29 protein-coding genes and 1 tRNA gene are annotated in these 26777 nt (G+C 41.0%); 3 read left to right on the top strand and 27 right to left on the bottom strand.

Annotation, left to right across the window (positions count from 1 at the left end; genetic code table 11):
- Positions 1 to 219: 219 nt before the first annotated feature.
- The 18 genes from DXB83_RS10505 to DXB83_RS10430 all read right to left on the bottom strand — a co-directional run bounded on the left by DXB83_RS10505 (position 220) and on the right by DXB83_RS10430 (position 12827).
- On the bottom strand, positions 220 to 846 hold the full coding sequence (locus DXB83_RS10505; protein WP_118697574.1) for an HD domain-containing protein: 627 nt from the start codon (positions 844 to 846) through the stop codon (positions 220 to 222).
- Positions 847 to 1045: 199 nt separating this feature from the next.
- A complete protein-coding gene (locus DXB83_RS10500; RefSeq protein WP_118697573.1) occupies positions 1046 to 3109 on the bottom strand; it encodes an AAA family ATPase in 2064 nt (687 codons plus the stop codon).
- Positions 3110 to 3178: 69 nt separating this feature from the next.
- Positions 3179 to 3535, bottom strand: a complete 357-nt coding sequence (locus DXB83_RS10495; protein WP_055220036.1) for a DUF7352 domain-containing protein — start codon at positions 3533 to 3535, stop codon at positions 3179 to 3181.
- A gap of 129 nt (positions 3536 to 3664) precedes the next feature.
- Positions 3665 to 4156, bottom strand: coding sequence for a DnaB-like helicase C-terminal domain-containing protein (locus DXB83_RS10490; protein WP_118697572.1), 492 nt, complete (start codon positions 4154 to 4156; stop codon positions 3665 to 3667).
- A 26-nt stretch (positions 4157 to 4182) separates the two neighbouring features.
- Positions 4183 to 5445, bottom strand: a complete 1263-nt coding sequence (locus DXB83_RS10485; protein WP_118697571.1) for a hypothetical protein — start codon at positions 5443 to 5445, stop codon at positions 4183 to 4185.
- 183 nt (positions 5446 to 5628) lie between these two features.
- Positions 5629 to 6207 carry a hypothetical protein gene (locus DXB83_RS10480; protein WP_118666534.1) on the bottom strand — a complete coding sequence of 193 codons (579 nt, stop codon included), beginning with the start codon at positions 6205 to 6207 and terminating at the stop codon, positions 5629 to 5631.
- Entirely contained in the window at positions 6197 to 6787 is a 591-nt protein-coding gene (locus DXB83_RS10475; RefSeq protein ID WP_158576296.1) for a GNAT family N-acetyltransferase, read from the bottom strand. Before DXB83_RS10475 ends, DXB83_RS10480 begins: the two co-directional genes overlap by 11 nt.
- A gap of 54 nt (positions 6788 to 6841) precedes the next feature.
- Positions 6842 to 6946 (bottom strand) — tRNA-OTHER (locus DXB83_RS16465).
- Between the two features lie 12 nt (positions 6947 to 6958).
- Positions 6959 to 7120 carry a hypothetical protein gene (locus DXB83_RS16460; protein ID WP_158578767.1) on the bottom strand — a complete coding sequence of 54 codons (162 nt, stop codon included), beginning with the start codon at positions 7118 to 7120 and terminating at the stop codon, positions 6959 to 6961.
- 214 nt (positions 7121 to 7334) lie between these two features.
- Complete coding sequence (locus DXB83_RS10470) at positions 7335 to 8162, bottom strand: hypothetical protein (protein WP_147398240.1); 828 nt, start codon at positions 8160 to 8162, stop codon at positions 7335 to 7337.
- 32 nt (positions 8163 to 8194) lie between these two features.
- Complete coding sequence (locus DXB83_RS10465) at positions 8195 to 8638, bottom strand: DUF4253 domain-containing protein (RefSeq protein ID WP_055220049.1); 444 nt, start codon at positions 8636 to 8638, stop codon at positions 8195 to 8197.
- A 22-nt stretch (positions 8639 to 8660) separates the two neighbouring features.
- The gene (locus DXB83_RS10460; RefSeq protein WP_055228065.1) at positions 8661 to 8858 is read right to left on the bottom strand and encodes a hypothetical protein; all 198 of its coding nucleotides are present in this window, start codon (positions 8856 to 8858) and stop codon (positions 8661 to 8663) included.
- A gap of 60 nt (positions 8859 to 8918) precedes the next feature.
- On the bottom strand, positions 8919 to 9494 hold the full coding sequence (locus DXB83_RS10455; protein ID WP_055228066.1) for a hypothetical protein: 576 nt from the start codon (positions 9492 to 9494) through the stop codon (positions 8919 to 8921).
- 141 nt (positions 9495 to 9635) lie between these two features.
- Positions 9636 to 10082: a hypothetical protein gene (locus DXB83_RS10450; RefSeq protein WP_055228067.1), complete on the bottom strand. Its 447-nt coding sequence runs from the start codon at positions 10080 to 10082 to the stop codon at positions 9636 to 9638.
- A 96-nt stretch (positions 10083 to 10178) separates the two neighbouring features.
- A complete protein-coding gene (locus DXB83_RS10445) occupies positions 10179 to 10862 on the bottom strand; it encodes a hypothetical protein (RefSeq protein WP_147398239.1) in 684 nt (227 codons plus the stop codon).
- A gap of 231 nt (positions 10863 to 11093) precedes the next feature.
- Positions 11094 to 11912 (bottom strand): endonuclease/exonuclease/phosphatase family protein, encoded by an 819-nt coding sequence (locus tag DXB83_RS10440; protein WP_118697570.1) that lies wholly within the window; start codon positions 11910 to 11912, stop codon positions 11094 to 11096.
- A gap of 19 nt (positions 11913 to 11931) precedes the next feature.
- The gene (locus DXB83_RS10435) at positions 11932 to 12420 is read right to left on the bottom strand and encodes an HAD domain-containing protein (RefSeq protein WP_055220061.1); all 489 of its coding nucleotides are present in this window, start codon (positions 12418 to 12420) and stop codon (positions 11932 to 11934) included.
- Positions 12421 to 12530: 110 nt separating this feature from the next.
- A complete protein-coding gene (locus DXB83_RS10430) occupies positions 12531 to 12827 on the bottom strand; it encodes a hypothetical protein (RefSeq protein WP_055266273.1) in 297 nt (98 codons plus the stop codon).
- Positions 12828 to 13292: 465 nt separating this feature from the next.
- Here DXB83_RS10430 and DXB83_RS10425 point away from each other — a divergent pair, with 465 nt between their 5' ends.
- From DXB83_RS10425 to DXB83_RS10410, 3 genes are all read left to right on the top strand, one after another.
- Positions 13293 to 14042: a hypothetical protein gene (locus tag DXB83_RS10425; protein WP_118697569.1), complete on the top strand. Its 750-nt coding sequence runs from the start codon at positions 13293 to 13295 to the stop codon at positions 14040 to 14042.
- Between the two features lie 565 nt (positions 14043 to 14607).
- The gene (locus DXB83_RS10415; RefSeq protein ID WP_118697567.1) at positions 14608 to 18084 is read left to right on the top strand and encodes an RNA dependent RNA polymerase; all 3477 of its coding nucleotides are present in this window, start codon (positions 14608 to 14610) and stop codon (positions 18082 to 18084) included.
- Complete coding sequence (locus DXB83_RS10410; protein WP_118697566.1) at positions 18078 to 19100, top strand: hypothetical protein; 1023 nt, start codon at positions 18078 to 18080, stop codon at positions 19098 to 19100. The genes DXB83_RS10415 and DXB83_RS10410 overlap by 7 nt, the downstream gene beginning before the upstream one ends.
- A 153-nt stretch (positions 19101 to 19253) precedes the next feature.
- On the opposite strand, the gene DXB83_RS10405 is transcribed toward DXB83_RS10410, so the two are convergent.
- The 9 genes from DXB83_RS10405 to DXB83_RS10365 all read right to left on the bottom strand — a co-directional run bounded on the left by DXB83_RS10405 (position 19254) and on the right by DXB83_RS10365 (position 26505).
- A complete protein-coding gene (locus tag DXB83_RS10405) occupies positions 19254 to 19991 on the bottom strand; it encodes a hypothetical protein (protein ID WP_118697565.1) in 738 nt (245 codons plus the stop codon).
- Between the two features lie 143 nt (positions 19992 to 20134).
- A complete protein-coding gene (locus DXB83_RS10400; protein ID WP_118697564.1) occupies positions 20135 to 20434 on the bottom strand; it encodes a hypothetical protein in 300 nt (99 codons plus the stop codon).
- Between the two features lie 29 nt (positions 20435 to 20463).
- Entirely contained in the window at positions 20464 to 20709 is a 246-nt protein-coding gene (locus DXB83_RS10395) for a hypothetical protein (RefSeq protein ID WP_118697563.1), read from the bottom strand.
- 312 nt (positions 20710 to 21021) lie between these two features.
- Complete coding sequence (locus DXB83_RS10390) at positions 21022 to 21726, bottom strand: metallophosphoesterase (protein WP_118697562.1); 705 nt, start codon at positions 21724 to 21726, stop codon at positions 21022 to 21024.
- Positions 21723 to 22115 (bottom strand): response regulator, encoded by a 393-nt coding sequence (locus tag DXB83_RS10385; protein WP_118697561.1) that lies wholly within the window; start codon positions 22113 to 22115, stop codon positions 21723 to 21725. Before DXB83_RS10385 ends, DXB83_RS10390 begins: the two co-directional genes overlap by 4 nt.
- 96 nt (positions 22116 to 22211) lie before the next feature.
- A complete protein-coding gene (locus DXB83_RS10380; protein WP_118697560.1) occupies positions 22212 to 23060 on the bottom strand; it encodes a TIGR02452 family protein in 849 nt (282 codons plus the stop codon).
- 24 nt (positions 23061 to 23084) lie between these two features.
- Complete coding sequence (locus DXB83_RS10375) at positions 23085 to 23375, bottom strand: hypothetical protein (protein ID WP_117804901.1); 291 nt, start codon at positions 23373 to 23375, stop codon at positions 23085 to 23087.
- A 122-nt stretch (positions 23376 to 23497) separates the two neighbouring features.
- Entirely contained in the window at positions 23498 to 25240 is a 1743-nt protein-coding gene (locus DXB83_RS10370) for an AAA family ATPase (protein ID WP_118697559.1), read from the bottom strand.
- Between the two features lie 239 nt (positions 25241 to 25479).
- Complete coding sequence (locus tag DXB83_RS10365) at positions 25480 to 26505, bottom strand: hypothetical protein (RefSeq protein WP_147399376.1); 1026 nt, start codon at positions 26503 to 26505, stop codon at positions 25480 to 25482.
- Positions 26506 to 26777 lie beyond the last annotated feature (272 nt).

Raw genomic sequence — 26777 nt, 5'->3', positions numbered from 1 at the left:
CATTGATTTTTTTCTTCCCGATTCGGATTCCAGGGTCTCTCACCGTAAAATTTCCAGTCGCAGATATCCCATATCTCAGAAATCTTTCGAAATGCTTTTGATTTTCCCCACAGTGTTTTCGCCCGTCGAACCCTCTTATTTGCCGCGTGCTTTGCCCAGCGGGAATTTTTGCATCGTCCTTTGCTGACAGACGTTTTTTTACGGCTCCGGCTCATCTGCTTACTCCCCATCCAGAATCCTCTGATAGAGAAGTCTGCCTTCCTCACCGGCAAGCCGTCCGCAGATTTCTGCCCGCTCGGCGATAACAGGGATCTGAATATGTGCTTTGGCATCTGCCGTCTGCAGCAGCATCAGGTTTTGAAACATCGCAAAGCTGGCCATTTTTGTGTGGCGTCTGACGTGCTTTAATTTCACACTGACATGATCATCGTGGTATTTCACGTAATAAAGAAGTTCCTGTACATCGAAACACGGAATCACATACCCCTGCCGGTCCAGCTCCGGGATCACGATATCGCGCACGATTTCCATGCTTTTTTCGGGATGACCGTAGTAATGCATGTCCGGATCACACTCGCGTTTTCCCCTGCACTGCGCTTCAGGCTTTCCGATATCGTGCAGCAGCGCCGCCAGATAGACCATATCATTTTCCATCCTCCGCGGAAGATTGCAGACCACATGGAGGGAATGCATCCATAAGTCATACTGATGTGCACTGTTCTTCTGATCATAGCCGAACATGGTTCGTACAGCCGGAATCAGTGCTGCGATTTCTTCTCGTCTCACATCCATCTCTTCCGCAGTTTCTGCTGTTTTCAACACATTCAACAGCTCGCTTAACTTCATGTGCTCATTCCCCCTTTCTGGTCTTTTTGTGAATATCTGTGTTTTGTTATGTATAGATGTTGGAGTCAAAAGGTTTTTTGACCCCTTTGATACCAGATTGCTACGTGCTTTGCACTCCCGCAATCTTCATGTATATACTGTATCACATGCTTTCGTTTTCTGCACTTAACCGCTGGTTTAATTTTTTTTTGCTGATTTTTTATGCTGTTCGCCCGGCACAGAATCCGATCTGCCGGCTCTGTGGTTTCTTTTTCAGGCCGATCATCTCGAAATCGTCCGCCGTCAGAAGACAGGCCTCCTCTTTTTCCAGCGTACCATTCTGATGTTCCCGAATCAGGCGGTCTGCCTGGCGCATGATAGCGTGATCCAGCAGGTTTCTGACAAACCGTCCATTACCGTAATTTTCTTCCCGGCATGCATCGGCGCAGATGGAAAAGCATTTTTCCCTTGTTCTTTCGTCCATCCGGTATTCCGATTTTTCCAGCATCAGATCCAGAATCTGCATCAGTTCTTCCGGTGAGTAATCCGGGAAATTCAGGTGAAAGGCAATGCGGCTTGCAAGACCTTCATTCTGCTCCAGAAACTCCTTCATCTTCTCCGGATATCCTGCAAAAATGACAATGACCTCATCCCGGTAATTCTCCATCTCCTGCACAATGGTATTGATTGCCTCGGCGCCATACGTGCGGTTGTCTTCTACAAGAGAATACGCCTCATCGATAAACAGAATGCCGCCACGCGCCGCCTGAAATTTACTCTCAACAATCTGTGCTGTCCAGCCGACGTACTTTCCGACCAGATCCTGCCTGCCGCACTCTACAATGTGGCCATATTTCAGCACTTCCTCTTCCTTCAAGACCTGGGATAGCAGACGCGCCACGGTTGTCTTTGCTGTCCCTGGATTTCCGGAAAACAGCATATGCATGGATGACTGAACCCCCGGAAGACCCATCTGTTTCCGCATCTTCTGCATCTTGGCCGCCGCCAGGATCTCATCTGTCACTTTCTTTACCTCCGACAGGCCTACCATTTTCTGCAGCTCCAAGTAAGGCTTATCTGTCTTCTTTTTCAGTTCAATTTTGACCAGGTCTTTTTCCTTATAGACCTTGTAGATATGGGTTTTCAATCCGCGGCCATACCAGCGGTTGTAAGCGTTATAAATATCCGAAACCGAATACAGCTTCTTCTCTTTCGGGAGATACTGCGTCAGCTCGTCTATCGTGTAATCGTGATACTCCGTTTTCTCCGCCAGACGTTTCAGATAAGCAGACGCCCGCTTCAGATCTCCCTGGCCTTCCTGAATCTGAATCAGATCCGCATTGGAAAGGATTTCCGCTATCGTATCATCCGATACACTGCGGTTTCCGGAAATATCTACAAAGATAAATAAGGTAGAATTTCCATACTCATTCAGCTTATTCCCAAGTGCTTTCGCCAGATCATAGTTGCCGGTGGCATACATTCCGGTACTCTTTTCGCCTTCCAGACTTAAGATCACCGTACCACCTTGGGCACCGGAGAAAATATTGTCAAAATTTCCTTCCCGTTCTGCTTTATGTGTCATCTTCTGTACATCATAAGCCCTGCCGCTCAGCAGTCTCTGATTCTCCAGAAGGGCTGGAATCAGAATATCAATCATATCATCCGCAGCCGCTTTGTCACCGGCTGTGATCAGATAATGCACGGGATGCCCAACAAAACGTTTTTCATTTTCCGGAGCATAAATCCGCTCCATCTCTTCATAGAAGCTCTCCGATGCCATAATTTCCTGCATCTGCTCCGCCTGCTTTTGTCTGGTTATGTTTTGAGCGGTATAAATCCGTTCACTTACCTGATACGCAACAGGTTCATAATAGCTGTGCTCCGGTTCCGTAGCAAGCTTTAAGTCCTCCTTCATTGACCGGATGTAGCACTCCGTCCAGTTATTCCGTTCTGTCCGGACCATTTCTTTGTAAAACTCATCACTTGTGATCTCCTCACATGCAAGCAGCTCCATTTCCGGCAGTATCTTCCGAATATAATCCACACATTCCCGCGGATCCACTTCCATTTCAAGTCCAGCTACAATCGTCATCTTATCCTTCCGAATATCACTGATCATAATGAAAAACTTCTTTTCTGTACGGTAGGCTGTGTAAAATTTACTGTTCCATTCCGCAATGTCACTTCGCCGGGGATAGAGGCCCTCATATCCTTCCTTCGTTGTACCTTCCTGGTCCAGATTCAGTTTTGAACAGTCTGCCGTGTATTTATAAAGAATCATTCGATGATACCTCCCTGGTCCTGTCCGGTTTTTTTGTATTCCTTGAGTATCTTATCTGCAAGTATTTTCTTACTGTTTCGTTTCCTGTTTTTCAGTCTCTGTCTTTTCCGTGTTCGGCTTTTCCAGCAGAAAATAATGCAATACCAGTGCACCGTCATACAATAATGCCGTTCCAATATAACCATCACGTGATAGAACATGCCCCCAGTCATGCCCTGTTCCGATCGCCATTACCAAAAATGAGTTCTTTTTCCCGCTGATCAAGCATTGTTCCTCCGCATCTGCCTGATACCACATACACGGAGTGCCATACTGCATGTCTATTTTTAAAACTGCTTTTCTTGCTGCTTCCACCGTTGAAAACGGCAGTTCCAGCAGCCGGACATCCATAGTATCTTCTGGTAATTGTTCTTTGTAAATCAGCATTTGCTTTCCTCCATCCCTACGAACTCCTATTGTTCCGATTCACTGTTTTTTGAAACCGGAACATTTTATTATCTTTTTCTATCTGTCATCTTACCACCAGCCGTATTCCGTATGTGGACAGGTTCTTGTCTATACGAAAACCAGACAATTTTCTGGTTTTTCTATTTCTCCATAACAGGTACTCACTTCTTTTTTCTTCTGCATTTCTGTACAGTATTTCGATACCGGAATAACAGCTACAATCACAACACGTTCTTTTTTCTCACATTTTTTCAGCAGACCAATCATATACCGCAGCTCTTCTTTTCTGTCGGTAAAGTTTTTCCTGCTCGTCATCATCGGCACTTCATCAATCACAAAAACAGAAATTGCTCCATTCTCTGCTTTCTGCGCTGTGATTTCTGCCATTCTCTCCACCATTATCGCTGGTGTATCATCAATTTCTATCTTGGAAAGCTCCTCCTGCCCGTACATGCTCTGTAGAATCTTCCACATCTCCTTCTTTTCATGCTGCAGTGAAAAAAGGAGAACTCCATCCTCGCTGGTTTTTCGCTCTTTCCAGCCATATGCAAACGCTTTTTTCGTTTTTCCGCTCGCCTCAGATCCCGCCAGGAAAATCATCCTTCTTTTCCCCCATCCTTTTTCTCTTATCTATGCTTCCGGATATAGTTCTCACTGAACTGCTTTTCCCGTTCAATCCATTCCTGCGTTCTCTTCTCGAGCACAAATGGAAGTTCTCTCCAGATTATCCTGAGCTGTTCTTCTGTGATTTCCGGTACTTTCTTTAAAATTGCATCCCGCAGATACACACCGCCTCCGCTGCAGGAATCCGGGAAACAGTTTTCTTCGCTGATAGCATCCAGAATTTCTTTATAATGCTTTCGATACATCTGATATGCCTCGTAATGCGCAATGCGGTTTGCATGGTCTTCCATTCTGGATTCCTCTTCCTGTTTCAGAATTGTTTTCCTGTTGATTCCGCCACTGTTCACGTTGGCATAATACATCGCGTATTCTTTGGCTTCTTCCAGACTCTGGAATGTGCGGAGAAATCTGCCGAAATTGTGAATATCACCATCCGAAAACGTGATCCAGTCATAATATGCCAGCTCTGGTGGGAAATGATTTTCTTTTCCGTAAAGCTCTGCACATTCCTGTCTGCTGACGGAATGATAGTCCCACGGACCGATGATATCATCGTAATCCTCACAGAAAAGAATATACGCTTCTATCTCTGCATCACTGTCAAACAGCATAGGACTGCTTTCCTCGTACTGATACAGAATTGAGTATTTTACACCCTTGATTTTTTCGTCATCCCTTCTCATCAGCAGTGCGTAAACACCCATCTCGGGATTGTCCGGAATATTGTTCATATGCATCGGTTTCCAGTCAAATTCGTTCTCCGTCAGCTTGTCTTTTTCCCATGTTTTCTGATGCTCCGCCATTTCCTGTTCTATTTTTTCCATGTAAAGAACGCTTCCAATATAATCATACCGTTCCAGATGATCCACACCAATTGCCAGTCCTGCCAGCTTGGGTCCATACAAATACCAGAACTTTTCATTTGTCTGTTTCTCCTCTGCAGCCGCTTTGCTGTAAGCATCCAGAATATCTTCCCGGATCAGTGCATTTTCTTTCTCCAGATATTTCCATCTGTGATCTTCTGCTTTGTATTTGTAATGCCAGCCAATTCTTTCATCGGTCGTCTCAAAGATCGGAAAAAGCTCGTCGCATTTGTAAAATGGTGTCTCTTCAAAACCGAAAAAGTATACTTTGCCGTCTTCGCTGACCAGCCATACACAGCCCGGGCCTCCCATTCCAGAAGGATGTTCCTTCTGTGCAAACACAACTGTTTTCCAGAAATCTTCTGTTAAATCCGGTAAATCAAAAGTATGATCTCTATCCATATGTCTAGCCTTCTTTCCTTTTTGTTGAATGAAAAATGTTTGACTACTCTGTTCCCAGCTCGTCCCAGTTCACTCGGCCCCAGCGAACTGGAACATTCACAGCTCTCATTTAAAATTTTGCTTCGCAAAGGGAGGGTTGCTCACATTTGAATCACATTCTTACGCATCGAAACAGTAAGTGTTTCACTGCTGTGTGAACAGTGACCTGAGATCTTCTCTCAGCTGATTAGAAAGCACAATTACCATCTGCTTTCTGCGAATAGTTTCATACTGAACATCCATCCACGTTTTTTCAGCATGCGGACACTCTTCCATTCCGATGCCGTACACATACATATCATCGTATTTCTCCGGTATCTCACTCCGATATTCATAGTATTCAGATGACCAGTCATTTCGATTTACGATAGAAAAATGTCTGCCGATCTGCAGATACGGTTTTAGGTCACGGAACAAAAGCTTCTGTTCCACACTCCGTTTGATATCCCGCGGTTCTTCCGAAATCATAAGTTCCATCGCAGGTTTCATTGTATCATCTTTGCTGCACCAGCATTCTCCTTCCGGTTCCGGCAAAGCCATATAGACATCTCTGGAAAATTCCACATCCACCATTCCGACTCCATAGATGTAAAAGCCAGCATATTTCTGTTCCGGAATGTCTGACATCATCAGATAATCGTGGTAATAACCATCCTCAAAACAGATGGATAAGCGGACATTGCGTGCAACATATTTTCTCAGTTCTTCAAATTTAATTGCCATCAGAAAACTCTTCCTTTGTCAGTACCAGTTTTACTACTTCGTGTGCGAAAAAATTATCTTCTTTTTCGAAAATGTTACCCAGCACAACCATGATCGGGCCGTCCTCTACTTCTCTGAATCCCAGCTTCCGCAGCAGGCTGATCGTTGGTTCATTTTCTGTCTGGGTCGTCACATACAGCTTATCGACGAAAAGATTCTTTCCGTTTGCAGAAACCCCATCACCAAAGAGCTGATTAATCAGCTCTCGGCTGGCTTCTTCACAGTAGCCGTTTCTTCGGTATTCTCTGGCGATATAAAATTCAATTTCGTATTCGTCTTCCATTTCTCTATGTACGCCTACGTAACCAATAAACTTGTCTTTCTGCTGTTTGGGAAAAATGGAATAGGTGCAAAGCTCATGATCGGTTCTCTCAAAGTAGTTGGCAAACCCCATCACATGTTTTTCGGATGGGCTGACTCCGCAGAATATGTAGAAGTCGCCATCATCCCGCAGCATTTGTAAAAATGCCTCGGAGTCTCTGTCCGTCCGGCTTGGGAGAAGGAATAATCTTTCAGTTTCGATTGCAGATCCTGTGTTCATTTGTGATCTCGTCTCCATTCTTTTGTACGTTGACTGTGAGTTTTCATGTTTCAGGAGTGAGGGCTGGAATCGAACCAGCGACAATAGATCTTTTGCTGTACCGACCACACCCATGATCGGCTTGGTTTCTCTGCTCTACCATGGCTGAGCTACCTCACTCATATTTCTCTTTTAACTTTTGTATTCCTTATGTGATTCCACTCCGTCAGGAACCAGCCTGCTCCGCCGGAATATCTCCGCCGGTTCTTCTGCGATCTCACTCCAGCCGGCTTTCAACAGGAATTCTTTTGTTACGTCTGCTTCCTGAATTGCGAAAAGTTCGTTCAACGTCATATCGAGTTGTTCCTCCTGATCTGTTCGGTATTCTGATGCATCCGCCGGTGTTCTGATGTACTCCTATTATTCCACTTCTCTCCGGCATTTGCATTGAACTTGTGGTTTACTTTCCGGGTATGCCTTATCTTATCATGGAACCGTTCCTGCATGTGGACACTCTTTTGGCCACTTCTTCTGTTGCCTTTCTTTTACATCGGGAAGTTTCTGTCCATTACCAGATTCTTGTTTTCTCAATTGCCGCAAGAAATGCCAGCATAGAAATTCTATTATTGGTCAGTGTACCGGATTCCGACAGAAAATCATAAATCACTGTGCATTCCTTTCTTTTCAGGACAGCTTCCGCCAAGGTATACAAAGCTTTCACAAATTCCTGCTCGGCACGATAATATTCTTCTAAGGCTTCTTTATCCTCACGTCCGTTAACCGGATCAAAACATGCCCTCACATACGCTGCTCTGGCTGCTTTCCGCTGCATCTCAAGATATTCTGCCTGCACCTGATCTGCGATTCCATCCAGTTCCTTTTGCAGCGTGTTGTAAATTTCATTCAGCTCCGTGCGTTCGTACTTCTCTTTCGTGTCGTAAGGCGGTACCTTTGTTTTCCATTGGGATGCCAGTTTGAAGCTTTTGTTTTTCAAATCGACAACATACGCATAGCGTGGACGCATGGTTCCACTCCACAATCCGGTTCGCAAAAACGGATGATTGGAATAGAAAAATTCGTAGGAACAGGCTGAAAAATCAGCCCCAGGTTTATCATATTTTTCCTGGTTGTATTTATGTTTAAACATAATAAGGGCTTTATCTTCTACCGTGGCGTCATACAGAAATCCGCCATATGGATCGTCTAATCTTTCCTCTCGCAGCCACCGGACATCAAACGGAGCGCGCGTCAGAAATTTCATTCCTACATCGCCCCACCACATCGTGTCGTTTGTATTGTGGAAGAAATGACCATAGATGCGGATGTCGCGGTAAAAATTGTCGGTTTGCGGTGTGATGATTGAAGAAACTTGTTTTGCCAGATCATTTACATTCATAAAAACCTCTTTTTTATTTTTTAAGCTATGCACTAATCCCACCATAATGTAATCCTCCCTGTTCTGCTGATTGTCTCGATCTGCTGATTTTCTTTTCCGTTTACAATTTCTGCACAAAGCTCCACCGTTTCTTCTGTAATCTCGACCGCCTCCTTTTTCGAAATCCGACGATCACTTTGAAAGGTCAGCGTATCATGCGAAAGCTCCACCAGCTTTAATCCATATTTTTCTTCCCATCTTTTTGCCACCCGTCCCATGGTTTCGCTGTCCGGGCAAGAATTGAAATCGCCCCAATACCTGCCCAGACAGCTGAATATCTCATATGCATGCGTCACATCAAAATTCACCCGGATGCCTTCCGGTTCTTTTTCTTTCTCCCGGAAAATCCATTCATCTCCGCTGCATGCCCTTTGCAGATGCTTTTCCTTCCAGACACACAACTCCATAGAATCCATCTCACAGATAATTGTCGTCATATCTTTCGCCTCCACCATATTTTTATTTGCATGTCCTTTTCTTATGCTTTTCGGCTCTGCATGCTCTTATTTCCTTCTTTTCCACCTTCCCACCGCTGTTCGCATTCTGGCGCACAGCCTCTTTCAGGATTGCCGCTTTAAAGGCTTTCGGTGTGCTTCCCATCCATTTGCTCATCTCTAATACGCAGTTATATTTTTTGTAATCCACTTTTTTAGCCATTTTTCTTTCTCCATTCTTTGTACTCATTTATTTCGCTGCATTTCCAAAACAGCTCTCAAATCACGCATCCGGAAACAGATCGTATTTTTCATTTTCGACGAAACCATTTTCTCTGAGTTCTTTGATAAACCGAATGGCTGTTTCAGCTCCCCATTTCCCCTGCAGAAGCATCATAAGCGGAATGTGAATATCCCGGAACTGTCCAAGCGGCCATTCGAACATATGCCGTTCTAATACATTCATCCCACTAAGCTGCAGCATTTCTTCTTCAAAACGCTCTTCATACGCAAAATCAAAATACTCCGTATCTACCCAGAAACGGCCGCCGTTGCCAAGCTCTCTGTTTACTTCATTGGCAAACAAAATGCAGTTCTCCATATTCCACTCATTGATCATGATGGGATGAATGAACCACAGCAGGCGGATCTGATCATTTTTCAGCACCTCCATCGTACCTTGGATTTCCAGCGGCGGAACCAGATTATTTTCATTCTCTAACAAGTAAAACATGTGCCATGCTTCCGGGTACATCTGACGCACTTTTGATGTGTTGTCCTTTTTTATTACACGAATGCCAAATAGCTCCCTCTCGCGTTTTACAATTCTTCCTACGACTTCCATGCTCTCTTTTTTCATATGTTCTTCCTCCTGTATTGATACTACATGTAGGTTCAGATACTGCACAGACTGAAGTTCTGTGCAGTATCGTATCATGATTCACTGTCCTTCTGGTGTCAGATTTTTGTCCGAACTGCCGCACTCTGAAATTTATGGCTCTTACATTGCCAGATATTGCTCTGCCATGCAGCACAGACTTTCCTCGTCAATGACCTCCAGGAAGGCATCTTCATCCCCGTATAACGCCTTGCCAATATGTTTGATCGCCTGAATTCCAACCATAAGCTCCTCTTCCTCCGGGTATTGACAATAGTTTAACAATCTCCGTATTGTCTTGAGGCTCACTGATTCATCCTCTTCAATATATTCTGATAATTCTATATCCCGCAGGATGCTGGAGGCTACAAAATTATATCTTCTTGCCGTTGTCATGAATCTTTCTGTATTGAACCAGAAACTGATACCATCCTTGTTATCCCGCAGGACATTCGAGAATTTCTTCAGCAGATGGGCTTTTTGAATGGTTGTAACTTTGATCCGCTCCCGTTTTGCCTTGCCCGGGGTATGATAAGCATCTTTCTTAGTAAATTGAATTTGTTTTCCCATTTTGTCCCTCCAACTTTTTTCTTCTGATCTTGTCTTTGTTGTGGGAGAGATATCCCGACCGAAATCGACAATATCTCTCCGCCCTGTTTCACGGCCTTATCGTTCGAGATAAGGCTTTAACTCACTCTCTGCAAACGTTTCGATCTTCGCATCCAGTTCTGACAGCTTCTCCATAAATCGAACCATCAGCTTTTGAAATGCCTGCTCCGACTTTATTTCCACAATTCCTTTCTCATTGCGCTTTGCTTCCTCTTCGGAAAAGATCTCCGTCGTATCTTCAAATACATATGGTTCAACGACCTGATCCATGAAGTTCATCATTGCCTTGTATACTGCTGTCGGCAATGCAATTTTCTTCACCTCGATCATATTGCGAATGTCGTAATATACGTTTTCATCCTCAATATCCATGTCGCTGACAAATTTTCTGAGTCTTTCATAGCACTCCATAATCTGCTGTTTCTGAAAATCAGTTGTTGTATTCATGATCTTTCTCTCCTCTTCATTCAGTTTAATTGGTTCAGCTGTTCTTTCCCGCAGTCCACCCTCCGGTAATTCCAGATATGCTTCCAGCTGTTCCAGCAAGCCTGGAATTCTCGGATCTGGCCCATTTGATGTTGCTCTTTCCCAGTCCTTTACCGTATTATGTGATATCCCAAGTGCGTCGCCAATCATCTCATGAAGCCTTGCCTTACTGGGTACTGCTTTCCCCTTGAATTCGCCCGTTTTCTTGATCAGATTGAGTACGGTTCTATATTTTGCATTATCAAATTTCATCATTTCGCTTCCTCCTTTTTCTTTAATCCGCGATTTTATCATACAATATTTGTTCCTTCTAAAAAGGGTAGGAACAGTGTGAGCAAAAAGGTAAGCAGTTTTCCTAACATTTTCATTCTCCTCCTTTCCTTTTGCCCCATAAAAAGTGTAACCGCTGCATCAGCAAACATCTTGCCACACAACGGTCACACTTTTCCGGGGGTGTTATTTTTATAGTCTACAGCTTCATCAGATTTACTTTTTCTGATCTTTCTCTGTACTAAGATATCCCTTTACGATCGCATGGTCCGGAAATCCAGGTTCCACGGATACTCTTCGGCGGTGTTCTTTATCATGGGTTTGAAAATCTTTCCCCCACGGATACGCAATCCGATCGCGCCTTACAAATTCTCTGTCATAATCTCCAAGCTCAACTACAATATCGCGTGTAATCAAATGATCTTCTGCAAATTCATATGCATATCCTCTGTCTGCGTGTTCCTCAAAGATGCTTTGACCGCATGGCGTGTGTCTCTCGAATCCACCCTGTGAAAGAATATGGTCAACCACTTGCAGATTCCAACTTGTCTCCGTTGTCTCCCGCCGCAGGTTATTGCAGTCTGCAATCATAAGCACTGGATTTTTCTTTTCCTTTGCCTTATTCACAACAATTTCCAGTTCTTCGGCACGCTGGCTGTAATCCACCATTCGAATCCGAAATCCGGCAACGGTAAGAAGCTGTCCGTTCTGGTCTTCCAGATCCACCAGCAAGAAGTTCGGATGATTGTTTTTCATCGTCGTAACCACCGAATCATCCACTGCAAGAAAAGTGTATACGTCCTTCTTCCAGAGAATTCCAACTTCATTTGTTCCATCATTCTGCGTGACTGCATGCTGATATCCGGCTCGCTCCATCTCAGCCCAGAAATAACCAATCGTGCTGTGTTGAAACAGTTCTGTTAACACAATAATGTCTGCATTCTGGTCGATCAGTTCATCGATCACAAACTGTGGAATCCCCTTTCCCATACCACTACGCTGATTGATGTTCCATCCAATTACTTTGCTCTTCATTTGCTTTTCCTCCATTTGGTTAAAATAATTTTACATAATCCAGAAATACCATCGTCTCCACAGCCGGCGTTCCGGCTGCGAACCGAGCATGCTCTATCCCCTCGGTAAGCAGCAGCCGCTCCCAAAGTTTTGGATAACTCTGGAAATCAAATCTGCAATCATCCAGAATCACATATTCTTTGATCTCTGGATGTTCTTCCAGGTATGCTGCAATTCCGGCACCTCTTTTGTACATCCTGTCCTGCGTGTGTCCCGATATAATCAGGCCATATCGGGCGAGCTTGGAAACCAGATATCTGTAATCTTCATCTGTGGGTTCTAGTTCCTTCCAGTCAGATGACAGAACGATATCCGCTCCGCCAAACTTGCTGATTGTCTTTGCCAGAACCTCCACGCGCGCATCGTCAATTCCCTGATATCCTTTTGGGGTTTGCTGGACGGTGGTCCTGGTATTCAGGACGCCATCGACATCCAGAAATACTACAAAGTTTTTATGTTTTTTGCCCATTTGTGTTCTCCTTTCCCTGCCCTTGCAAAAAAGCAGCCGAATAGATCAAATCTATCCGACTGCTTTTCCGGGGGTGTTGTTTTTATTGTTTTAATTATCTGGTGTTTTTATTACCATTCACTGCAGTCCTTATCGTATACTTCTTCTCGCTCTTCTTCTGTGTACGATGACAACCACTCACTCTCCACATCATTTCGATCAACAATTTCCTGATCAAAACTGCCTCGATGACCGCAGTTCAGGCATTCATATTTGTCGCAATCAGATTGACTCACGACCAGACCGCCTTTGAAACCGCAATTCGGGCACTCGTGTTCATCCGCATATCGCTGTGCCATTAAATACACATTCAGATTTAACTGCAGTTCTTCATATTCGGGATTTTCAAATAACTTAGAATTTGACATGTTGGATGTCCTCCATTTCTTTATTTTCCCCGAAAAATAGTCAGCATCAAATCCTCTGACAAAAATTCCGGGGGTATTATTTTTATTGTCTTGTATTATTTTTGTCTTCTTTTTCACACTGGACAGACAGTACACTGGCTGTATTCTGTTGTCTTTGCTTCTATTCTATTTTTCTACTGTCCACAATCATTTTCATGCACCTCTCTTTCCTGTAAGATTTTCAAAATAATACTCCATTGCACACTGCGTTAAATAGAAATGGTTGAATTCAGACATTCTTAACACGCACGATCAGAATGCATGCAGGCTCAAATTCGACAAGTTCTTATTTTGCTGAAAAATATTCGACAAATTTTGATTGTCGTCTTGTAATATTACTTTTCCGGGGGTATTATTTTTATAGGGTTTTCTGTATCAAGAAGGACTCTGTAACTTTAACAAAGCAGAATTTAGGGAGAAGCGAATATGAAAAAGATTTTTTCAGAGAATATTGAGTTAATAACCACCTTTTACAATTCGGATCTTTACAAAAAATTTTTATTTGGAAATACAAAGGCAATAAAAAGAACAATTGAAGCAATCTATAGAGATCCAGATATGCTTGATAAAGCGCTTATATGTAAGGCAGAAGAATATAATACTAAATTTAAGGACCGAAAAATAAATTTATGCTTCGCACCAGATGGAATTTGCGGTTGGAAAATATTATTTGATGTGTATAGTGTTAATGGTGATAATAGTTGGATTGAAAAATATGAGGCAATACGTGGTTCAAAATATGGAGAACTGTATTTTCCGTGTAAAATAGATCAAGAAGGACACAAGACAATAAACATTGAGAGAAATGTGTTATTAGGGGATAGGATAGATATGTTTTTGTATGATCTTAAGCTGAAGATTGACAATAAAGATCCCCAAAATTGTAAATTGAGTTATAAAAATCAATACAGCAAACAATTCCTAAAATATTATCAAGATCTAAAATACGGGTTCGAACAATATATAAATGATTTTGGTTTGGGCGAATTTGTAAAGAAAGATGAATTTAATAAAATCGCTATTACTAATCTGGCTACTGGAAATGCTGTTGCGCAAAAAGAATTTGATTCTTTTACTTGGTCAAATAGATATGGAATGACGAAAAAAAGAAAAAACATGAAATGTTATTTAGACAACTTAGTAAAAATATGTAATAATGCTCAAAATCAAAATTGATACCTATAAATGAGCAAATTTGAAAAATTGTACAAAACTATGCCACTGACTTTACAAAGGAATCAAAATCAAGGCATTCCTTTGCGCATTAGAAAAGATACCTATATTTTTCCATCTGGATAATATTGCTAATTTTGTGATATCCGCATTCAAAAGAACAGAATTTACCATTTCCTTCCACACACATATAATGTTCCAGCGACATCAGCAGCCAATACCTTCGGATTCCCTGTGCAGAACGGATCTGGTAACTGTCCAGTGCCAGTTTCGTCTTGCATTGACGGAAAATACTTCTATCGGCCACCGGCATACGTAATAAGCTAGAATCTCATCCGTTGATAAGGATGCATCCGTGCTGAGAAACACAGTCGAATTCAAGGTGTCTTTCTTTTATGCAAAATCACGAACTTGCTCATTTATAGTAAAAAATACAGTTTTGTACCAGCAAATGTTTTCCTATCCGAAAAAATGAAACAATAAATATTAAATTCCACTATCGCAACCGTTGATTGGACGCACTTTCCACCAAACACCTATAGACACTACAAAATTGAGGAGATAACATATGTCCGATACCAAGCAAATAATCATAACCCTCAACGCCAAATCTCTTTTTGATTATTTTCCCAAAAAGCCCGCTGAAAATGATCAATGTTTCAAACTGGATTTTTCCGACCCCGTTCACAGCTACGTGGTCACACAGGAAATCACGCGAGAAGATTGTCCTCTTTTTCATCAGATTTATGAAGTTTTGAAGAAAAGACAGGGCTCTTCCTTTCAGGTCACGGAGAAAACTTTATATGATAAATTCCTTATCGTTGATTTTCAGGATATCTTTCTTTCCTTTGAAAAATCTTCCGATCCCAAATGGAAACTAAAAGATCAGGAATTTCTTCAGAAAGATGCGCAGGATCTGATTGAGCATGGGTTTGATCTTTATTTTCCAGATTCTGACAACGCTGTCCATATGTCTGCATTTGATAAGAGTGGAAACATGACCCGTCACAGTAGGATTTCGTTCATTGATGAAACTCTCTACGACGAATTAAATTTCCGCCTCAATTTAGGAATTGATTTTTTCGGAAATAAAATCAAAATAACAGAAAGTAAATATTATGCCTACCGGGGATTGTATCTGTCTTCTTCCAAAAGAATTGATTCTGAAAAATTACGTCTTACTCCTGAGACATTTGTAGTTGTGCAGGACGAACGGATAGCCTCCGGTAAACGTGAAAACAAACCAGCGACTGGATATAATTATCAGCGGAATGTCCCCTTATTAACAGCAGAAAAAACAACGGATTCAGATGAAACAATAGATTACCAATTTTTAAAACCGAAAACGGAAGAGTTTTTCTATGTAGATACTCCTTTCGATGGTTCTGGCTTTATCACTCCAACCTATTCATGTTATGTCAATACTTCTCTTGGAACATCCGACGCAACCTCTTTTCAAATAAGGCTCCCCTTTATAAAAGGAATGCTTCATGAGGTTGATGTTCACGCATTTTTAAGGGAACATAACAGCGATAACGATTCACACACAAACTTGTATACTGATGCCTTTGGATTTAAACGTGACCTGTATAAAGCCCATGTTTTTGTTACCAAAAGTATGTTTAAGGCATATAGCTGGTTAAAGCAGTATTGTGAAGCTGCAAAAAAAGAGGGTAAAACCATTGATCCGATGGAATTTTATTGCAATGCATTAAAAAAATACGACCATGCATTATATATTTCGGGTACTAATTTACCTTATGGACAGTCAAAATATACGCATTTAAGCTATCAGATGATTAATACCCTTGATTTTTCTGAAACACAATTTGAGCATATTTTAAACAGCCATTGCTCCTTTATTAAAAATCCCATTAATTATTTAAAAAGTTGTGATGGTCTGCTGGATACTGAAAACATGGTCAGTGACGATGAGGCAAATGACACGGATGAATTAGAAAATATTTTTGCTGACACTGAATCGCCGGTATGGAAAAAGGCTCTCTTTAAGAATCCTGCTCTTGCAAATGATATCTATATAAAATCGCAATTGCAGAACATTCAAAAAGGGCTTTTAACAAAACTGGTGAGCGGAAAACTGCTTGTAGAAGGCCAAACACGGTATTTGTGCCGGGATCTGCTGCCATTGCTTGTAAGCCTGCTGGAAAAAGAGACCGATATGGGCGGCTTTTTCACATACTATTTATTTGATCGGTTCTATCTTCCTATGACCTCAAATCAACAGTTAGACAAAAAATGGGATTATCTTTCCTATTATGCCTTTTTCAGAAGCCCGCATCTTTCAAGAAATGAACAGTTTATTATGCGGCGTTTTACAAATACCGATGAAGTGCATTACACAAAAATAGGACATGTAAATTATAATTCCTTTAAAAAGCATCTTAAAGTTTATCAAAAATATTTCGGTAAATTAACTGGTATTGTTATGGTTCCACGAGGTTCCGTTGCTCCTTTATGTTTAGGCGGCGCTGATTTTGACGGCGATTTGGTTAACGTTATATTTGATCAGGATGTTGTAAACGCAGTTGCATCTGGATGCTACGATACAGAAACGTATCCATACCGTATTCTTCCCATTATCACAATTCCTGCTTTGGATTCTCCTGCTGTTGAATTAAAGGCACATGTTCCATTCGAACATATCAAAAATACCTTTTCCAACCGGATCGGACTGATTTCCAATGCATCCATTTCCATTGGGCAGACCGAGTATGGCAAACCGTTAAATTCATCATCAAATTCCACGAACCAGGTACTTGTGACAAAGCCAAATGCTTCATCAGCTCCTGTTCCTCCTTCGTGTGAACATTGTACCTTATTGACCGGTTTGGAAATTGATGCAGCCAAAAATGGAAAGCACCCTAATTTAGATCCCATTCTAAAGGAGCAAACGCATCAGAATTCCTATCTGACGTTTTTGAAAAAATGGAAACAGTTGCGCTCAGAAGAAAATTATTATTTCAGCAATTTGACTGTCAAAAACAGTAAATCTTCCAACGAAGAGAAGTTCACGATTTCCGCAAAGGATTGTCGGACAAACGCAACTTTTTCTGTTCCAGATTATGGAACCTGTATTAACAAATTGCCTGGCCGTTTTAGAGATGAATTGGAAAAATACAAAGCGAAAGAAAAAGTCCGCGATAATACCTTAAAGTTGTTCCTTGTGCCGAAAAGAACATCTGCTAAAAATAGTGCAGCGATCAAAATTTTTGAAACGCAATGCCGTGAGATTTTATCCACGCATTTCTTTTACATCCATTCTCTTCTTCCTATTATAAGAGAAGAAAAAAAAGAGGTTTTCTATGCACCGGAAAATCTTCAGAGAAATTTGTTTCAAATTTATGATGAAGAAACTGCGATTCAGCTTCAAAGAATTGCGGTTCCAGCCTTAAAAAGTAAAATACAAGAGCATATTACGGAAAGCAATTCCATTCAGGACATGCGCACGCGTCTTCTTCAGGAGCAATGGCTTCTTCAGCCTTCTGATCATCGTGGAAAGGCATTGGAGTACATCATTGGAAATGGATTCAAAGAAGCTTCCCTTGATGAAACGGAGCGAGAACTGCTGTTTCATTTTTATCAGCAGGGATACAAAACGTTATGGTTAATCCTTTCCTGTATAAAGGTGCCAACACAGGATGCCCCTTTTGATGTTCTAAAAGAAAAAGCGATAAAACAAATGGAAAAGTCAGAAGAGAAAAGAAAGGCAAAAAAGGCTCCTAAGGAAGAACTTCCGCCCATCTCTTCCTATGTGGCTTCAAATTCGGACTTCATCAGACACCTGGACAACGCTGCCCGTAATTTTTACGTGAATAATGATGCAAATGCACAACGCAAGCTCTACCGTATTTGTCTCCGCGAACTGGAAGAACTGATTGACCATTCATCTGTCGATATGGGACAGCTTATTACCACATTGCATAAGCTCACAAGAACAAGCTCTGAAAACCGGAATTTCTTCTGGGATGCATTTGTGTGGGAAGATATCGATTCTCATTTGAAAGGAAGTGATACTACATGTTGAATGAAAGAGCGGAATTCGAAGCATATATAACAAATCCCGAATCAAGCTCGCCAAGAATTCAGCCTAAATTACTTACTGGAAATTTCAGTACGGACTGCGGTTTATATGGAATTGAACAGATTCTGGTTGTACTTGCAAGAGGATATATTTTTGACACTTACCGTGAAGATGAAATTTATTCAGATGGGTTTGTTCGCCCTGAACTTTTGAGTGATGCAAAACTCTTTTTACAACGCTGGCTTGGCTTCCATTTTGATCATGCGGATTCTCCGGAAAGTAATCCCACTTCCCGCCGACAAACTTCAAATGGGACAGACTATTTTCGTGTGGCAGACGGATGGTTTAAAAAATATTGGATGGCACATTGTGAGAAAAACGAGAAGGAAAAAGAAATTCTTTGGAAGAACCTGGAGAGCAAATGGACCGAAACTTTGTCCGTCAACGATTATCGGGAAAATCAAATAACATTGAATTCCGTAATTGCCCAGGCACTCAATCGTGGGTCATTAAAAGAACAGTATTTGATCTTTCGGAAAGATCCTTCCGGCACTCCTGTGAAAAATAAAAAAGAACGTTTTTCTTATTTATACAGTCTGAAGGCTGGCAATGATGGTAAAATACACACGCTGTACGAAAAAACACGTGAACGCTTACTCAAAAATATAGCCGCGTATCTCTTAAGTCAAAAATACCATCCCAAAGGTCAAACATTTGTACTGCTCTATAGAGGTCAGCTCCTCAACTGGTATGGTATTGATGATGCGAAAGGGGCGCGAAGCATCTGGTATTTCCCACGCTGCGTATGGGGGCTGGAAACGAAGGAACAAATTATGGAAGCTTACAGCCGAGAAAGTCAATGGAACTTTATCAAATTTTCTGTCAACCAGGCATTTCTCTCCTATTTTGACTTTCACCTGATTGATCCATCACAGGCTTGTGATGTTGATACGTCTAAATATTGGATTCTCCAGGATATGGGGCATGGGAGCAAGAGTTTGAGATGCTTGAAAGAGTAATCGAGAAGGTGGCGGTATCTTGCCGCCACCCTTTGATTACGCGGCTGTGAAAAAAGTCTCGATTCAATGGCATCGGTAGTATAAATCACCGTTCTGACCGCCATTAAAAATCAAAAAATTTGGTAAACTGCGTCCTTGTTATCTTTCCAATATTCATGTTTGAGAACTTACGGAGGATTTCTCAGCAATGCTATCAATGTTAGACTTCAATAGCTCATTTAATTTATTAAGAATCAACTCATAAGATTTGAACTCGTCCTCTTTAATAATATTTTGTTTTTTTAAATTTTTAAGTCTAATTTCCCAGAACTCAGTTGCTAATAACAAAAAGTTGTAAAACTCTTTGTAAGTACGAATGGCACTTTTCCCACTATCAATTAATTTTGATACAAATTCCTTAGGTATTCCATAAAAAGTCAAACAAAATCTGTTTTCATCATCCATTTCATCTAAAAACTCTTGTAAAGATAATTGATTACAAATATATGCATTTTGAGTGCCTCTATTTACTATTGGAGCGGTTACACCTTCGTAATATTTACTAATAAGCCACACAAAAGAATCAAACCGATCATCTGCAAAATTTTTTTTAATAATATTCAAACCTCCTGTTTTGGGCAGAATACTTATATTCATTGGCGAATAAAGTAACTCTGATAACAATTCATTTAGTTTATTAAATTGTGGTTCTGGTTCTTTCTTAATTATACTTCCCAACATTGTAAAACGTTTATCATATTTCAACTTAACGTTAAAGCATACATCTCCGTTAACTAAAATTTTTGTGTTACCAACGGTATATTTTTTATCTTCATAAGAAAGGCTTTTTCCATAATATTTTTCATAAAATAACCATGCATTGGCATCTGAATCATTTTTAGGTTTATCCATAGAAATATCTCACTATTCTTTTCTTGCGTATTTAACAAGGTTCCGTAATTTTACTGACTTTATTGCATAATCAATACGTTACATACATTTTCAAAACAAAAGTAACTCTTTGACTTTCAGCCACTTTCATGGCAAAGCCGTGACTAATTCAAGTTATATGTATTCTTTATTTCCATCACAACAATTTTCCCCTCCACATCATAAACATAAAAATCATGCACAAATTTTGCCAATCCACATTCTTTCAATTCATCCGTAATTTGCTGCGCTTTCTCCTGTGTAATCTCTTCCTGATACAGATACCCAACATACTCTTCATACTCAAATCCTCTTTTTTCAAAGAACTCCAAAAGCTCTTTCTGCACTTCCTGCGGATTTTTTCCTGCCTGTCTGATTTTTGCTAGATCTGTATTTATTTTTATTCTGGATCTCTTTTGAATCATTTGTTTTCCTCTTTTCCTGGCTGTTTTACCTACTCTGCCGCAAAGGTTTCGTCCTTGAAAAGTTCTGCCCAGGCAACAACTTCATCTGTATCAACAATCATCCCACCTGAGCCAAGATTTGCGTAAAAATACTTCTCAGCTTCGTTGTATCCGCCAATGGTCCATTCATATTCATCTTTTGCACTTTTCCATACCAGAAAACACCATGTGCCATCCTTTGGTAATCCTTTTTCCGAAACAAGATGCCATTTTTGTACGCTCAAATTAAAATTCATTTTCTTCCCCTCCTCCGCGTATTGAAGCTTTCTTGAATAATAACCACGAAAAATATCTCCTTAGTCAAAGTGGATATTCTCAATCCGCTTCGCTACTTGCTTGATTCGGTTAAATGAGACTGTCGCGATCTGTATAAACACTAAGACAGTTTCTTTGTATCATCACAATGTTCTTACTCAAAGTATGTCGCACTTTCCGTTATTCTGCAAGCGAAAACAAGAAATTTCTCTACAACTTTATCACAATACTGTTCTCATATTTTCCATCATAAAGTATTTCTCTTCTGTCCGCCTAATTTGTTCTGATGCATTTTATTCTGCATAATATTCTTCCCCTGTATCCAGACAAATCACCGCCAGTCTTCCATTATTTTCGCCTGCTCCGCAGTCAATCGCAATGTGATTATTTTTCTTAAAGATATATCCGGGTCTGCTGTTTCCAAGAATATTCTGCGTAGGGGTGTGTCCGCTTACCACAGTAATGTTTTTGAAATATGTGATGTCAAAATCGGTTCTTTTCCACACAAGTTCTTCCACGGAATACTCCGCAAGCCGCCTTGATTCCGAAAAATGTTCCAGCCCTGCGTGAATCAGCCAATATTCCCCATTATTTATGATTTTCTTCCCATACAGACGAAATGATTCTATATACTCCACTACCTGTCGACGCTCTTCCTGCGGAAGTTTCAAGAACTCCTGAATTGTGCTGATTCCGCCGTTCAACGTCCATTCTGCAAAAGACTGACGTGCCTGTGATGACAGTTTATGAAGAAAGCCATTCGAAAGTTCCGGTACCAGAAGTTTCAGACACGGAAGAGCCATGAGCTCATGGTTGCCCATAATGGGAATGATATTAGGATTTGTCATCATATATTGCAAGATCTTCATGGAAGCCGATCCCCGGTCGACTACGTCACCCAGTACATAGAGTGTATCATCTTTTCCAAGGGGTATCTGCTCCATCAGGTTCCTGAACAGCTCATATTGTCCGTGAATATCACTCATCGCATAAATCATTTACTTTTTTCCATCTCTCTTACAAGATCACAAAGTTCTTCTTCCCAGTCGCTGATTTCCGAATACCAGATACATCCATACACACCTGGAAGTTTCATATTTCTTGAGGAACATACAATAATGTTGGTTTGATTTCCCTGCTCCTGCAGAATCTGAACTAATTTTTCTCCCGCTTCTGTGTCGCTGATGGCTCCTGACCTCATTGGAAAATGCATATCTGTGATGATCAGATTGAACGGCTCTCCTGCGTTTTCTGCATCTTTCAACATTTTCAGACCATCTTCCACATTAGCCACCTGTTCAACCGATGCCACACCACAGCGATTACCTAATATTTTTCGAATTGCATTTGCCTTATAAACACTGTCCTCGAAGTTCAGAACTTTCATATTCTACAGCCGTCCCTCTCATTTTTGTTGTTTGTGCTTTTCATACGCTCGTATCTTCTGTTCGTTTTTGTGTTCTTTCAGAACACCATTTAAATTCTATTTTCTACCTCCAAGCACCTGATTGAATGTATCATAATTCAACGTATCGTTTCTGCCGCAGAACACCGCATATTCTATCGTTTCAAAATAGGATGCATATTTTTCCTGTACGCTCCGAAATGCCCGTGCTACAATTCTCGGTGGGTTACAGAAAGCGCCACAGCCAAACGCGCCTAAAATCAGAACTTCCGCTCCGTTCGATGCTGCCGCCTGAAAAACACGTTCCAGTCTTTGCATCTGAAGTTCGTACAGTGCTTTCTCATTAATCTTAACCGGCGCATTTCCTGCAGACGGGTTCATGGCATTGCTTGGTTTCTTTCGGAGATTCGGGGCTGCGCAGGTAATGATGTCTACCTGATACCAGTCTTTTTCTTCCATTCGTTCCGGCGCAGAGGTGTCGGTCTTAAATACGACGACTCCCGGTGTATACAACAGATCATCATTATAAAGTGGATCGCCTGCTTTCCGATGCGGTTGATAGAACTGATGCCACATCGTTTTTGTATCCAGGCATGGATAAAGTGTGCTGCATCGGCAAAGGCATTCTTCCTGTGCTGTGCTTCCCCGTGTTACACCGCCGCCTGGGTTGGTTGCAGAGGCGAAATTCAGGACGCAAGCCTGCTTCCCGGCTTTTGCATATGCAGAGGCGGCTTCGAAGCTTCTTTTGGATGAAACAATCGTTTTGCAAGGTGATTTTCCAGGTTCTGGAAGCGTAATTGCCTGCGATGGAACATACAGCTTTTGGTTCTGAATCGAAAACTGAACTGCCTGCTGGAGCTTCTGGTTTGCTTTTATCAAATCCATAGAATCTTGAAATATCGCGATATTATTACTTCTTCTGTCCATTGCAATTCTCCTTCCGTATTCCAATCATACAATGCTGTTCTGCTGAAAATTATACACCTTATCCTCCAGCTTCGTCCAGGCTTTTACATAGTCCGCATCGATAAAGCAGCCCCTTGCCTGTCGGAATGCACCTGGCTGCTTGCCGCCTTCCGTGGCATATAATCCTGTATCCCAGCAGCCTGCTGATAAGCTGTTGTCTTTCAGGATCAGTAAGCATACCTCGAAGTCATTTGGATAATCGCCATCCTTTATGTAGTGGAATCCGGTGAATGTAACGCGAATATTCTCTGCCATGTTTGCTGTCTTTTCTTCCATTTTTTTCTCCTCATGATAGGCTTTTTCTTTTGAATATTGCCATTTTATCTCATATCGAACGGAAAATGTTGACAGAAACTTGTCTGTATATAAAATTCAGGGCAATATCTCTGCCCTGAATTTTATAACAAATTGTAACTATTCAGAGCCCCATCTCGATTCCACTTACGCTGCATCTCTTCTTCCATCACACAACACTGTTTTAAATGAAATGCAATTCCATACTGCACCATTTTTTTATAGCCCTCCTGCCACAGTGTCTGCGTATAATCTTTATCCCGAATCTGCTCCAATGCCTTCCGGCAATCTCTTTCCAGATCTTTTTTCTCATCTGTATACTTCACTTCTATCACAATTCCTGTTTCTGCATCTCCAGTTTCAATTACAATATCGCTGAATCCTTCTCCCGATTCTCGATTGGAAGATACACGCCAGTCATTTTTATAGCTTAAGATTCCAAGCAGAATTCCATGATAGAAATTTTCTTTCAGTGATTTCCGCACAAAGGTATCGCGTACGCTGACCGTCTTCTGCAAATACAAATTCAAAAGGCTTTCCACCTCTGCTGATTTTCCCCCAAGCAGTGCCTGGCAAAACTGTTCTGCCATTTTTCCGTCTTTTTTCACTTCCTGCTGAAACAGTGTAAGAATCCGTTCTGTTATGATATTTCGAATTTCCCGGTTTGGAATTGCAAGGCAATAGCGGCCATCGCTTTCTCTTCCGCGCTGTGTCAGGTATCCAGTCATGAAAAGTGTACTCCACAGATGATCCATGGTCGAATACAGGTCATTGTAGGTAACCATTTCATCGATTTGTTTGATCACTGTTTTTCCATTTATCAGCCATTCCAGTTCTGTTTTTGTGAGCATATCCGGTTCATTGATACTGTCGATAAAATGATGAATCACACTGTTCCCGCTTGTATTCATCCAGTAATTTTCCGGCTCGGCCTCTGGATTATGAATATGATCATTGCAGTAATTCACAACATCCCACGGACAGTACACATCTGCTTTTCCGAATCGGTATCCGTCATACCATTCTTTTACCTCGTCGTATCGGTTATCCATTTCATAGTCATGCAGCATGGTCTTTACTTCTTCATCTGTAAAACCGAAGGTTTCATCAAATTCTGTATTTGTAATCGAATATACTTTGAAATTGTTCAGTCCGGTAAAGATGCTTTCTTTTGCAATGCGCAGGCAGCCCGTCAAAACGGCAAAGGCAAGACTACTGTTTGTCTTTAAAACATTTCCGAACATATTTCGAAGCAGCAATACCATTTCATCATAATATCCATTTTCATGGGCTTTTGCCATCGGAACATCGTATTCGTCAATCAGTACAACCACTTGCTGTTCATAGTGAACTTCCAACAGTTCTGTCAGTTCCTGAAGACTGCTGGTAATGGTGTCTTCTTCCATATTTCTTGTCAGAAGTTCTAAAAAAAGTGCTTTATCAACCCGGCTCAATTTGTCGCTTTCCAGAAGAAATTGAAATCTTCTTGCCTCACGATTGATTGTTTTTATGAGCTGCGCACGGGCTTTTTCATAGGAATCGGCATCAATTCCTTTTAAGCTGATGGAAATAACGGGATATTTTCCCATATATTGTTCACAAATCTCTGTATTCTTAGAAATCTTCAAGCCGTCAAAAAGTGCTGGATCCGTTCCAATTTCAAAGAAATGCTGAATCATACTCATATTCAGGGATTTTCCAAAACGGCGTGGGCGCGTAAAAAGCGTGACCTCACTTCCGTTATTTAAAATCTGTTCTATGAGGGAAGTTTTATCTACATAATAGTAATTTCCATTGCGAATCTTTTTAAAGTTGTCAATCCCGGTCGGGAGTTTTGGATTTCTCATCTTGAAACCTTCCTTTCCAACTTTTGCGGCTTTTGACACCTGCGACTGTGCTTATGTTCTGATCTCTATTTTAGCTGGTTTTATTTGCTTTGGCAATGGTTCTTATCGGTTTCTAATCTATCCAATTTTTTATGATCTTATATTGGCTCCTGTCACTAAAAAGAGCTGAATAGGAAAGCAAAATAAAAGCATTAAACTTTTCCTATTTAAATAGTTTAATTAATATTTAATTTAAAATATTAATCCCAAAGCCAATCGTTCATATTTCCTTGATAATTTCCATTGGAATCATATGAATTTCCTGTATTTGGATCGTAATAATCATTATATTCATTGCCTTTTTCATCAGTCCATCCACCATACCATTCATTATGAATATCACTTGAGCTTCCGCCAGATGAGCTTGACCCACCACTGTAATCATTTCCAGAACTAGAAGATCCAGAATCACTATAGCTAGAACCACCTGAATAATCAGAGCTTGAACTTCCACTACTATAACTATAATCATTACTATCATCATAACTATAGCTAGAACCACCTGAAGATGATCCAGAACTCTGTTCAGCAGCTTTTCTTTCTGCTTCTTCCTGTGCAGCTTTAGCAGCAGCCTCTTCCTCAGCCTTTTTCCTTGCTGCTTCTTCTTCAGCCTTCTTTTTAGCCTCTTCTTCAGCTTTCTTACGAGCTTCTTCCTCGGCTTTTTCAATAGCAGTTACTCTATCATTGTATTTTGTTACATAATCATCAATCGTACTGTTATATTTGTCAAAGCTGTCCTGCTCAACGGTATTATAATTTTCGAAGTCATTTTTCAAGATATCTTTGAATGTCGTAAATTCGCTGGTAGCGTTTTTGAGTGCTTCCTTATCGTCCACTTTTTCAACATCATCACCAATTTTATCCGCAATTATTTTGATCGTGTCGTCATATTCGGAGACAAAGGAATTCTTCATCTGCGCAATAATTTTTTCATAGTGTGCAGAACATTCCTCATAATCGCCTTCTGTCTTTTTATACTTTTCCGCACTCTCCATCTCTTGTTTCAATGCTTCCAGTTTTTTATTTCTGTCTTCTTCTTTTTCAAATCTCTGATATTCCCCATCAATCTCACTGTTTTTTGTCTCAATTGCCTGTAAGCGAAGCTCCTCCTGATGACGGTCATACGCTTTCTTTGCAAAAACTCCAATGACACAAATGCAGACAATCGCAATACCAATTACAGCAAGCATGATGACTGTCTTTTTGTTTTTGTTCTTTGTTTCCATCTCGAAACACTCCTCCTTTTTCTTTCTGTTTCCCGAAAAATCCATGTTTTCTATGTTCTTTTCCATATTTTTATTGATTTTTCGTTACTCATTTTTTCATCACATTCATTATATCGCAGCTCGTTTTTCTTTACTATTTCTTTTTATGTAATTTCCAAAAAATCCTCACTCTTTGATCTCACAAGATTTTAAAATAACACTTTCCTTCCATCTTATCTTACGTGATGTTGAAATACCCCGGAACACAGTTCATCTCTTCCTGCCCTCCGGGG

It is taken from the genome of Blautia sp. OM06-15AC (assembly GCF_003481425.1).
GTDB classification, from domain to species: Bacteria; Bacillota; Clostridia; order Lachnospirales; family Lachnospiraceae; genus Fusicatenibacter; species Fusicatenibacter saccharivorans.
This window is presented reverse-complemented; position numbering and strand designations above follow the sequence as displayed.

What these genes read in the sequence shown, in the direction of transcription:
- DXB83_RS10450 (WP_055228067.1), bottom strand. Translation starts at nt 10,082, where the DNA reads ATGGGAAAACAAATTCAATTTACTAAGAAAGATGCTTATCATACCCCG.
- DXB83_RS10485 (WP_118697571.1), bottom strand. Translation starts at nt 5,445, where the DNA reads ATGGATAGAGATCATACTTTTGATTTACCGGATTTAACAGAAGATTTC.
- DXB83_RS10385 (WP_118697561.1), bottom strand. Translation starts at nt 22,115, where the DNA reads ATGAAAGTTCTGAACTTCGAGGACAGTGTTTATAAGGCAAATGCAATT.
- DXB83_RS10490 (WP_118697572.1), bottom strand. Translation starts at nt 4,156, where the DNA reads ATGATTTTCCTGGCGGGATCTGAGGCGAGCGGAAAAACGAAAAAAGCG.
- DXB83_RS10390 (WP_118697562.1), bottom strand. Translation starts at nt 21,726, where the DNA reads ATGATTTATGCGATGAGTGATATTCACGGACAATATGAGCTGTTCAGG.
- DXB83_RS16460 (WP_158578767.1), bottom strand. Translation starts at nt 7,120, where the DNA reads ATGACGTTGAACGAACTTTTCGCAATTCAGGAAGCAGACGTAACAAAA.
- DXB83_RS10405 (WP_118697565.1), bottom strand. Translation starts at nt 19,991, where the DNA reads ATGGATAAACCTAAAAATGATTCAGATGCCAATGCATGGTTATTTTAT.
- DXB83_RS10455 (WP_055228066.1), bottom strand. Translation starts at nt 9,494, where the DNA reads ATGAAAAAAGAGAGCATGGAAGTCGTAGGAAGAATTGTAAAACGCGAG.
- DXB83_RS10430 (WP_055266273.1), bottom strand. Translation starts at nt 12,827, where the DNA reads ATGTCAAATTCTAAGTTATTTGAAAATCCCGAATATGAAGAACTGCAG.
- DXB83_RS10480 (WP_118666534.1), bottom strand. Translation starts at nt 6,207, where the DNA reads ATGGCAATTAAATTTGAAGAACTGAGAAAATATGTTGCACGCAATGTC.
- DXB83_RS10395 (WP_118697563.1), bottom strand. Translation starts at nt 20,709, where the DNA reads ATGAATTTTAATTTGAGCGTACAAAAATGGCATCTTGTTTCGGAAAAA.
- DXB83_RS10425 (WP_118697569.1), top strand. Translation starts at nt 13,293, where the DNA reads ATGAAAAAGATTTTTTCAGAGAATATTGAGTTAATAACCACCTTTTAC.
- DXB83_RS10500 (WP_118697573.1), bottom strand. Translation starts at nt 3,109, where the DNA reads ATGATTCTTTATAAATACACGGCAGACTGTTCAAAACTGAATCTGGAC.
- DXB83_RS10370 (WP_118697559.1), bottom strand. Translation starts at nt 25,240, where the DNA reads ATGAGAAATCCAAAACTCCCGACCGGGATTGACAACTTTAAAAAGATT.
- DXB83_RS10460 (WP_055228065.1), bottom strand. Translation starts at nt 8,858, where the DNA reads ATGGCTAAAAAAGTGGATTACAAAAAATATAACTGCGTATTAGAGATG.
- DXB83_RS10415 (WP_118697567.1), top strand. Translation starts at nt 14,608, where the DNA reads ATGTCCGATACCAAGCAAATAATCATAACCCTCAACGCCAAATCTCTT.
- DXB83_RS10400 (WP_118697564.1), bottom strand. Translation starts at nt 20,434, where the DNA reads ATGATTCAAAAGAGATCCAGAATAAAAATAAATACAGATCTAGCAAAA.
- DXB83_RS10435 (WP_055220061.1), bottom strand. Translation starts at nt 12,420, where the DNA reads ATGGGCAAAAAACATAAAAACTTTGTAGTATTTCTGGATGTCGATGGC.
- DXB83_RS10440 (WP_118697570.1), bottom strand. Translation starts at nt 11,912, where the DNA reads ATGAAGAGCAAAGTAATTGGATGGAACATCAATCAGCGTAGTGGTATG.
- DXB83_RS10475 (WP_158576296.1), bottom strand. Translation starts at nt 6,787, where the DNA reads ATGAACACAGGATCTGCAATCGAAACTGAAAGATTATTCCTTCTCCCA.
- DXB83_RS10445 (WP_147398239.1), bottom strand. Translation starts at nt 10,862, where the DNA reads ATGATGAAATTTGATAATGCAAAATATAGAACCGTACTCAATCTGATC.
- DXB83_RS10380 (WP_118697560.1), bottom strand. Translation starts at nt 23,060, where the DNA reads ATGGACAGAAGAAGTAATAATATCGCGATATTTCAAGATTCTATGGAT.
- DXB83_RS10465 (WP_055220049.1), bottom strand. Translation starts at nt 8,638, where the DNA reads ATGACGACAATTATCTGTGAGATGGATTCTATGGAGTTGTGTGTCTGG.
- DXB83_RS10495 (WP_055220036.1), bottom strand. Translation starts at nt 3,535, where the DNA reads ATGCTGATTTACAAAGAACAATTACCAGAAGATACTATGGATGTCCGG.
- DXB83_RS10375 (WP_117804901.1), bottom strand. Translation starts at nt 23,375, where the DNA reads ATGGAAGAAAAGACAGCAAACATGGCAGAGAATATTCGCGTTACATTC.
- DXB83_RS10410 (WP_118697566.1), top strand. Translation starts at nt 18,078, where the DNA reads ATGTTGAATGAAAGAGCGGAATTCGAAGCATATATAACAAATCCCGAA.
- DXB83_RS10365 (WP_147399376.1), bottom strand. Translation starts at nt 26,505, where the DNA reads ATGGAAACAAAGAACAAAAACAAAAAGACAGTCATCATGCTTGCTGTA.
- DXB83_RS10470 (WP_147398240.1), bottom strand. Translation starts at nt 8,162, where the DNA reads ATGAATGTAAATGATCTGGCAAAACAAGTTTCTTCAATCATCACACCG.
- DXB83_RS10505 (WP_118697574.1), bottom strand. Translation starts at nt 846, where the DNA reads ATGAAGTTAAGCGAGCTGTTGAATGTGTTGAAAACAGCAGAAACTGCG.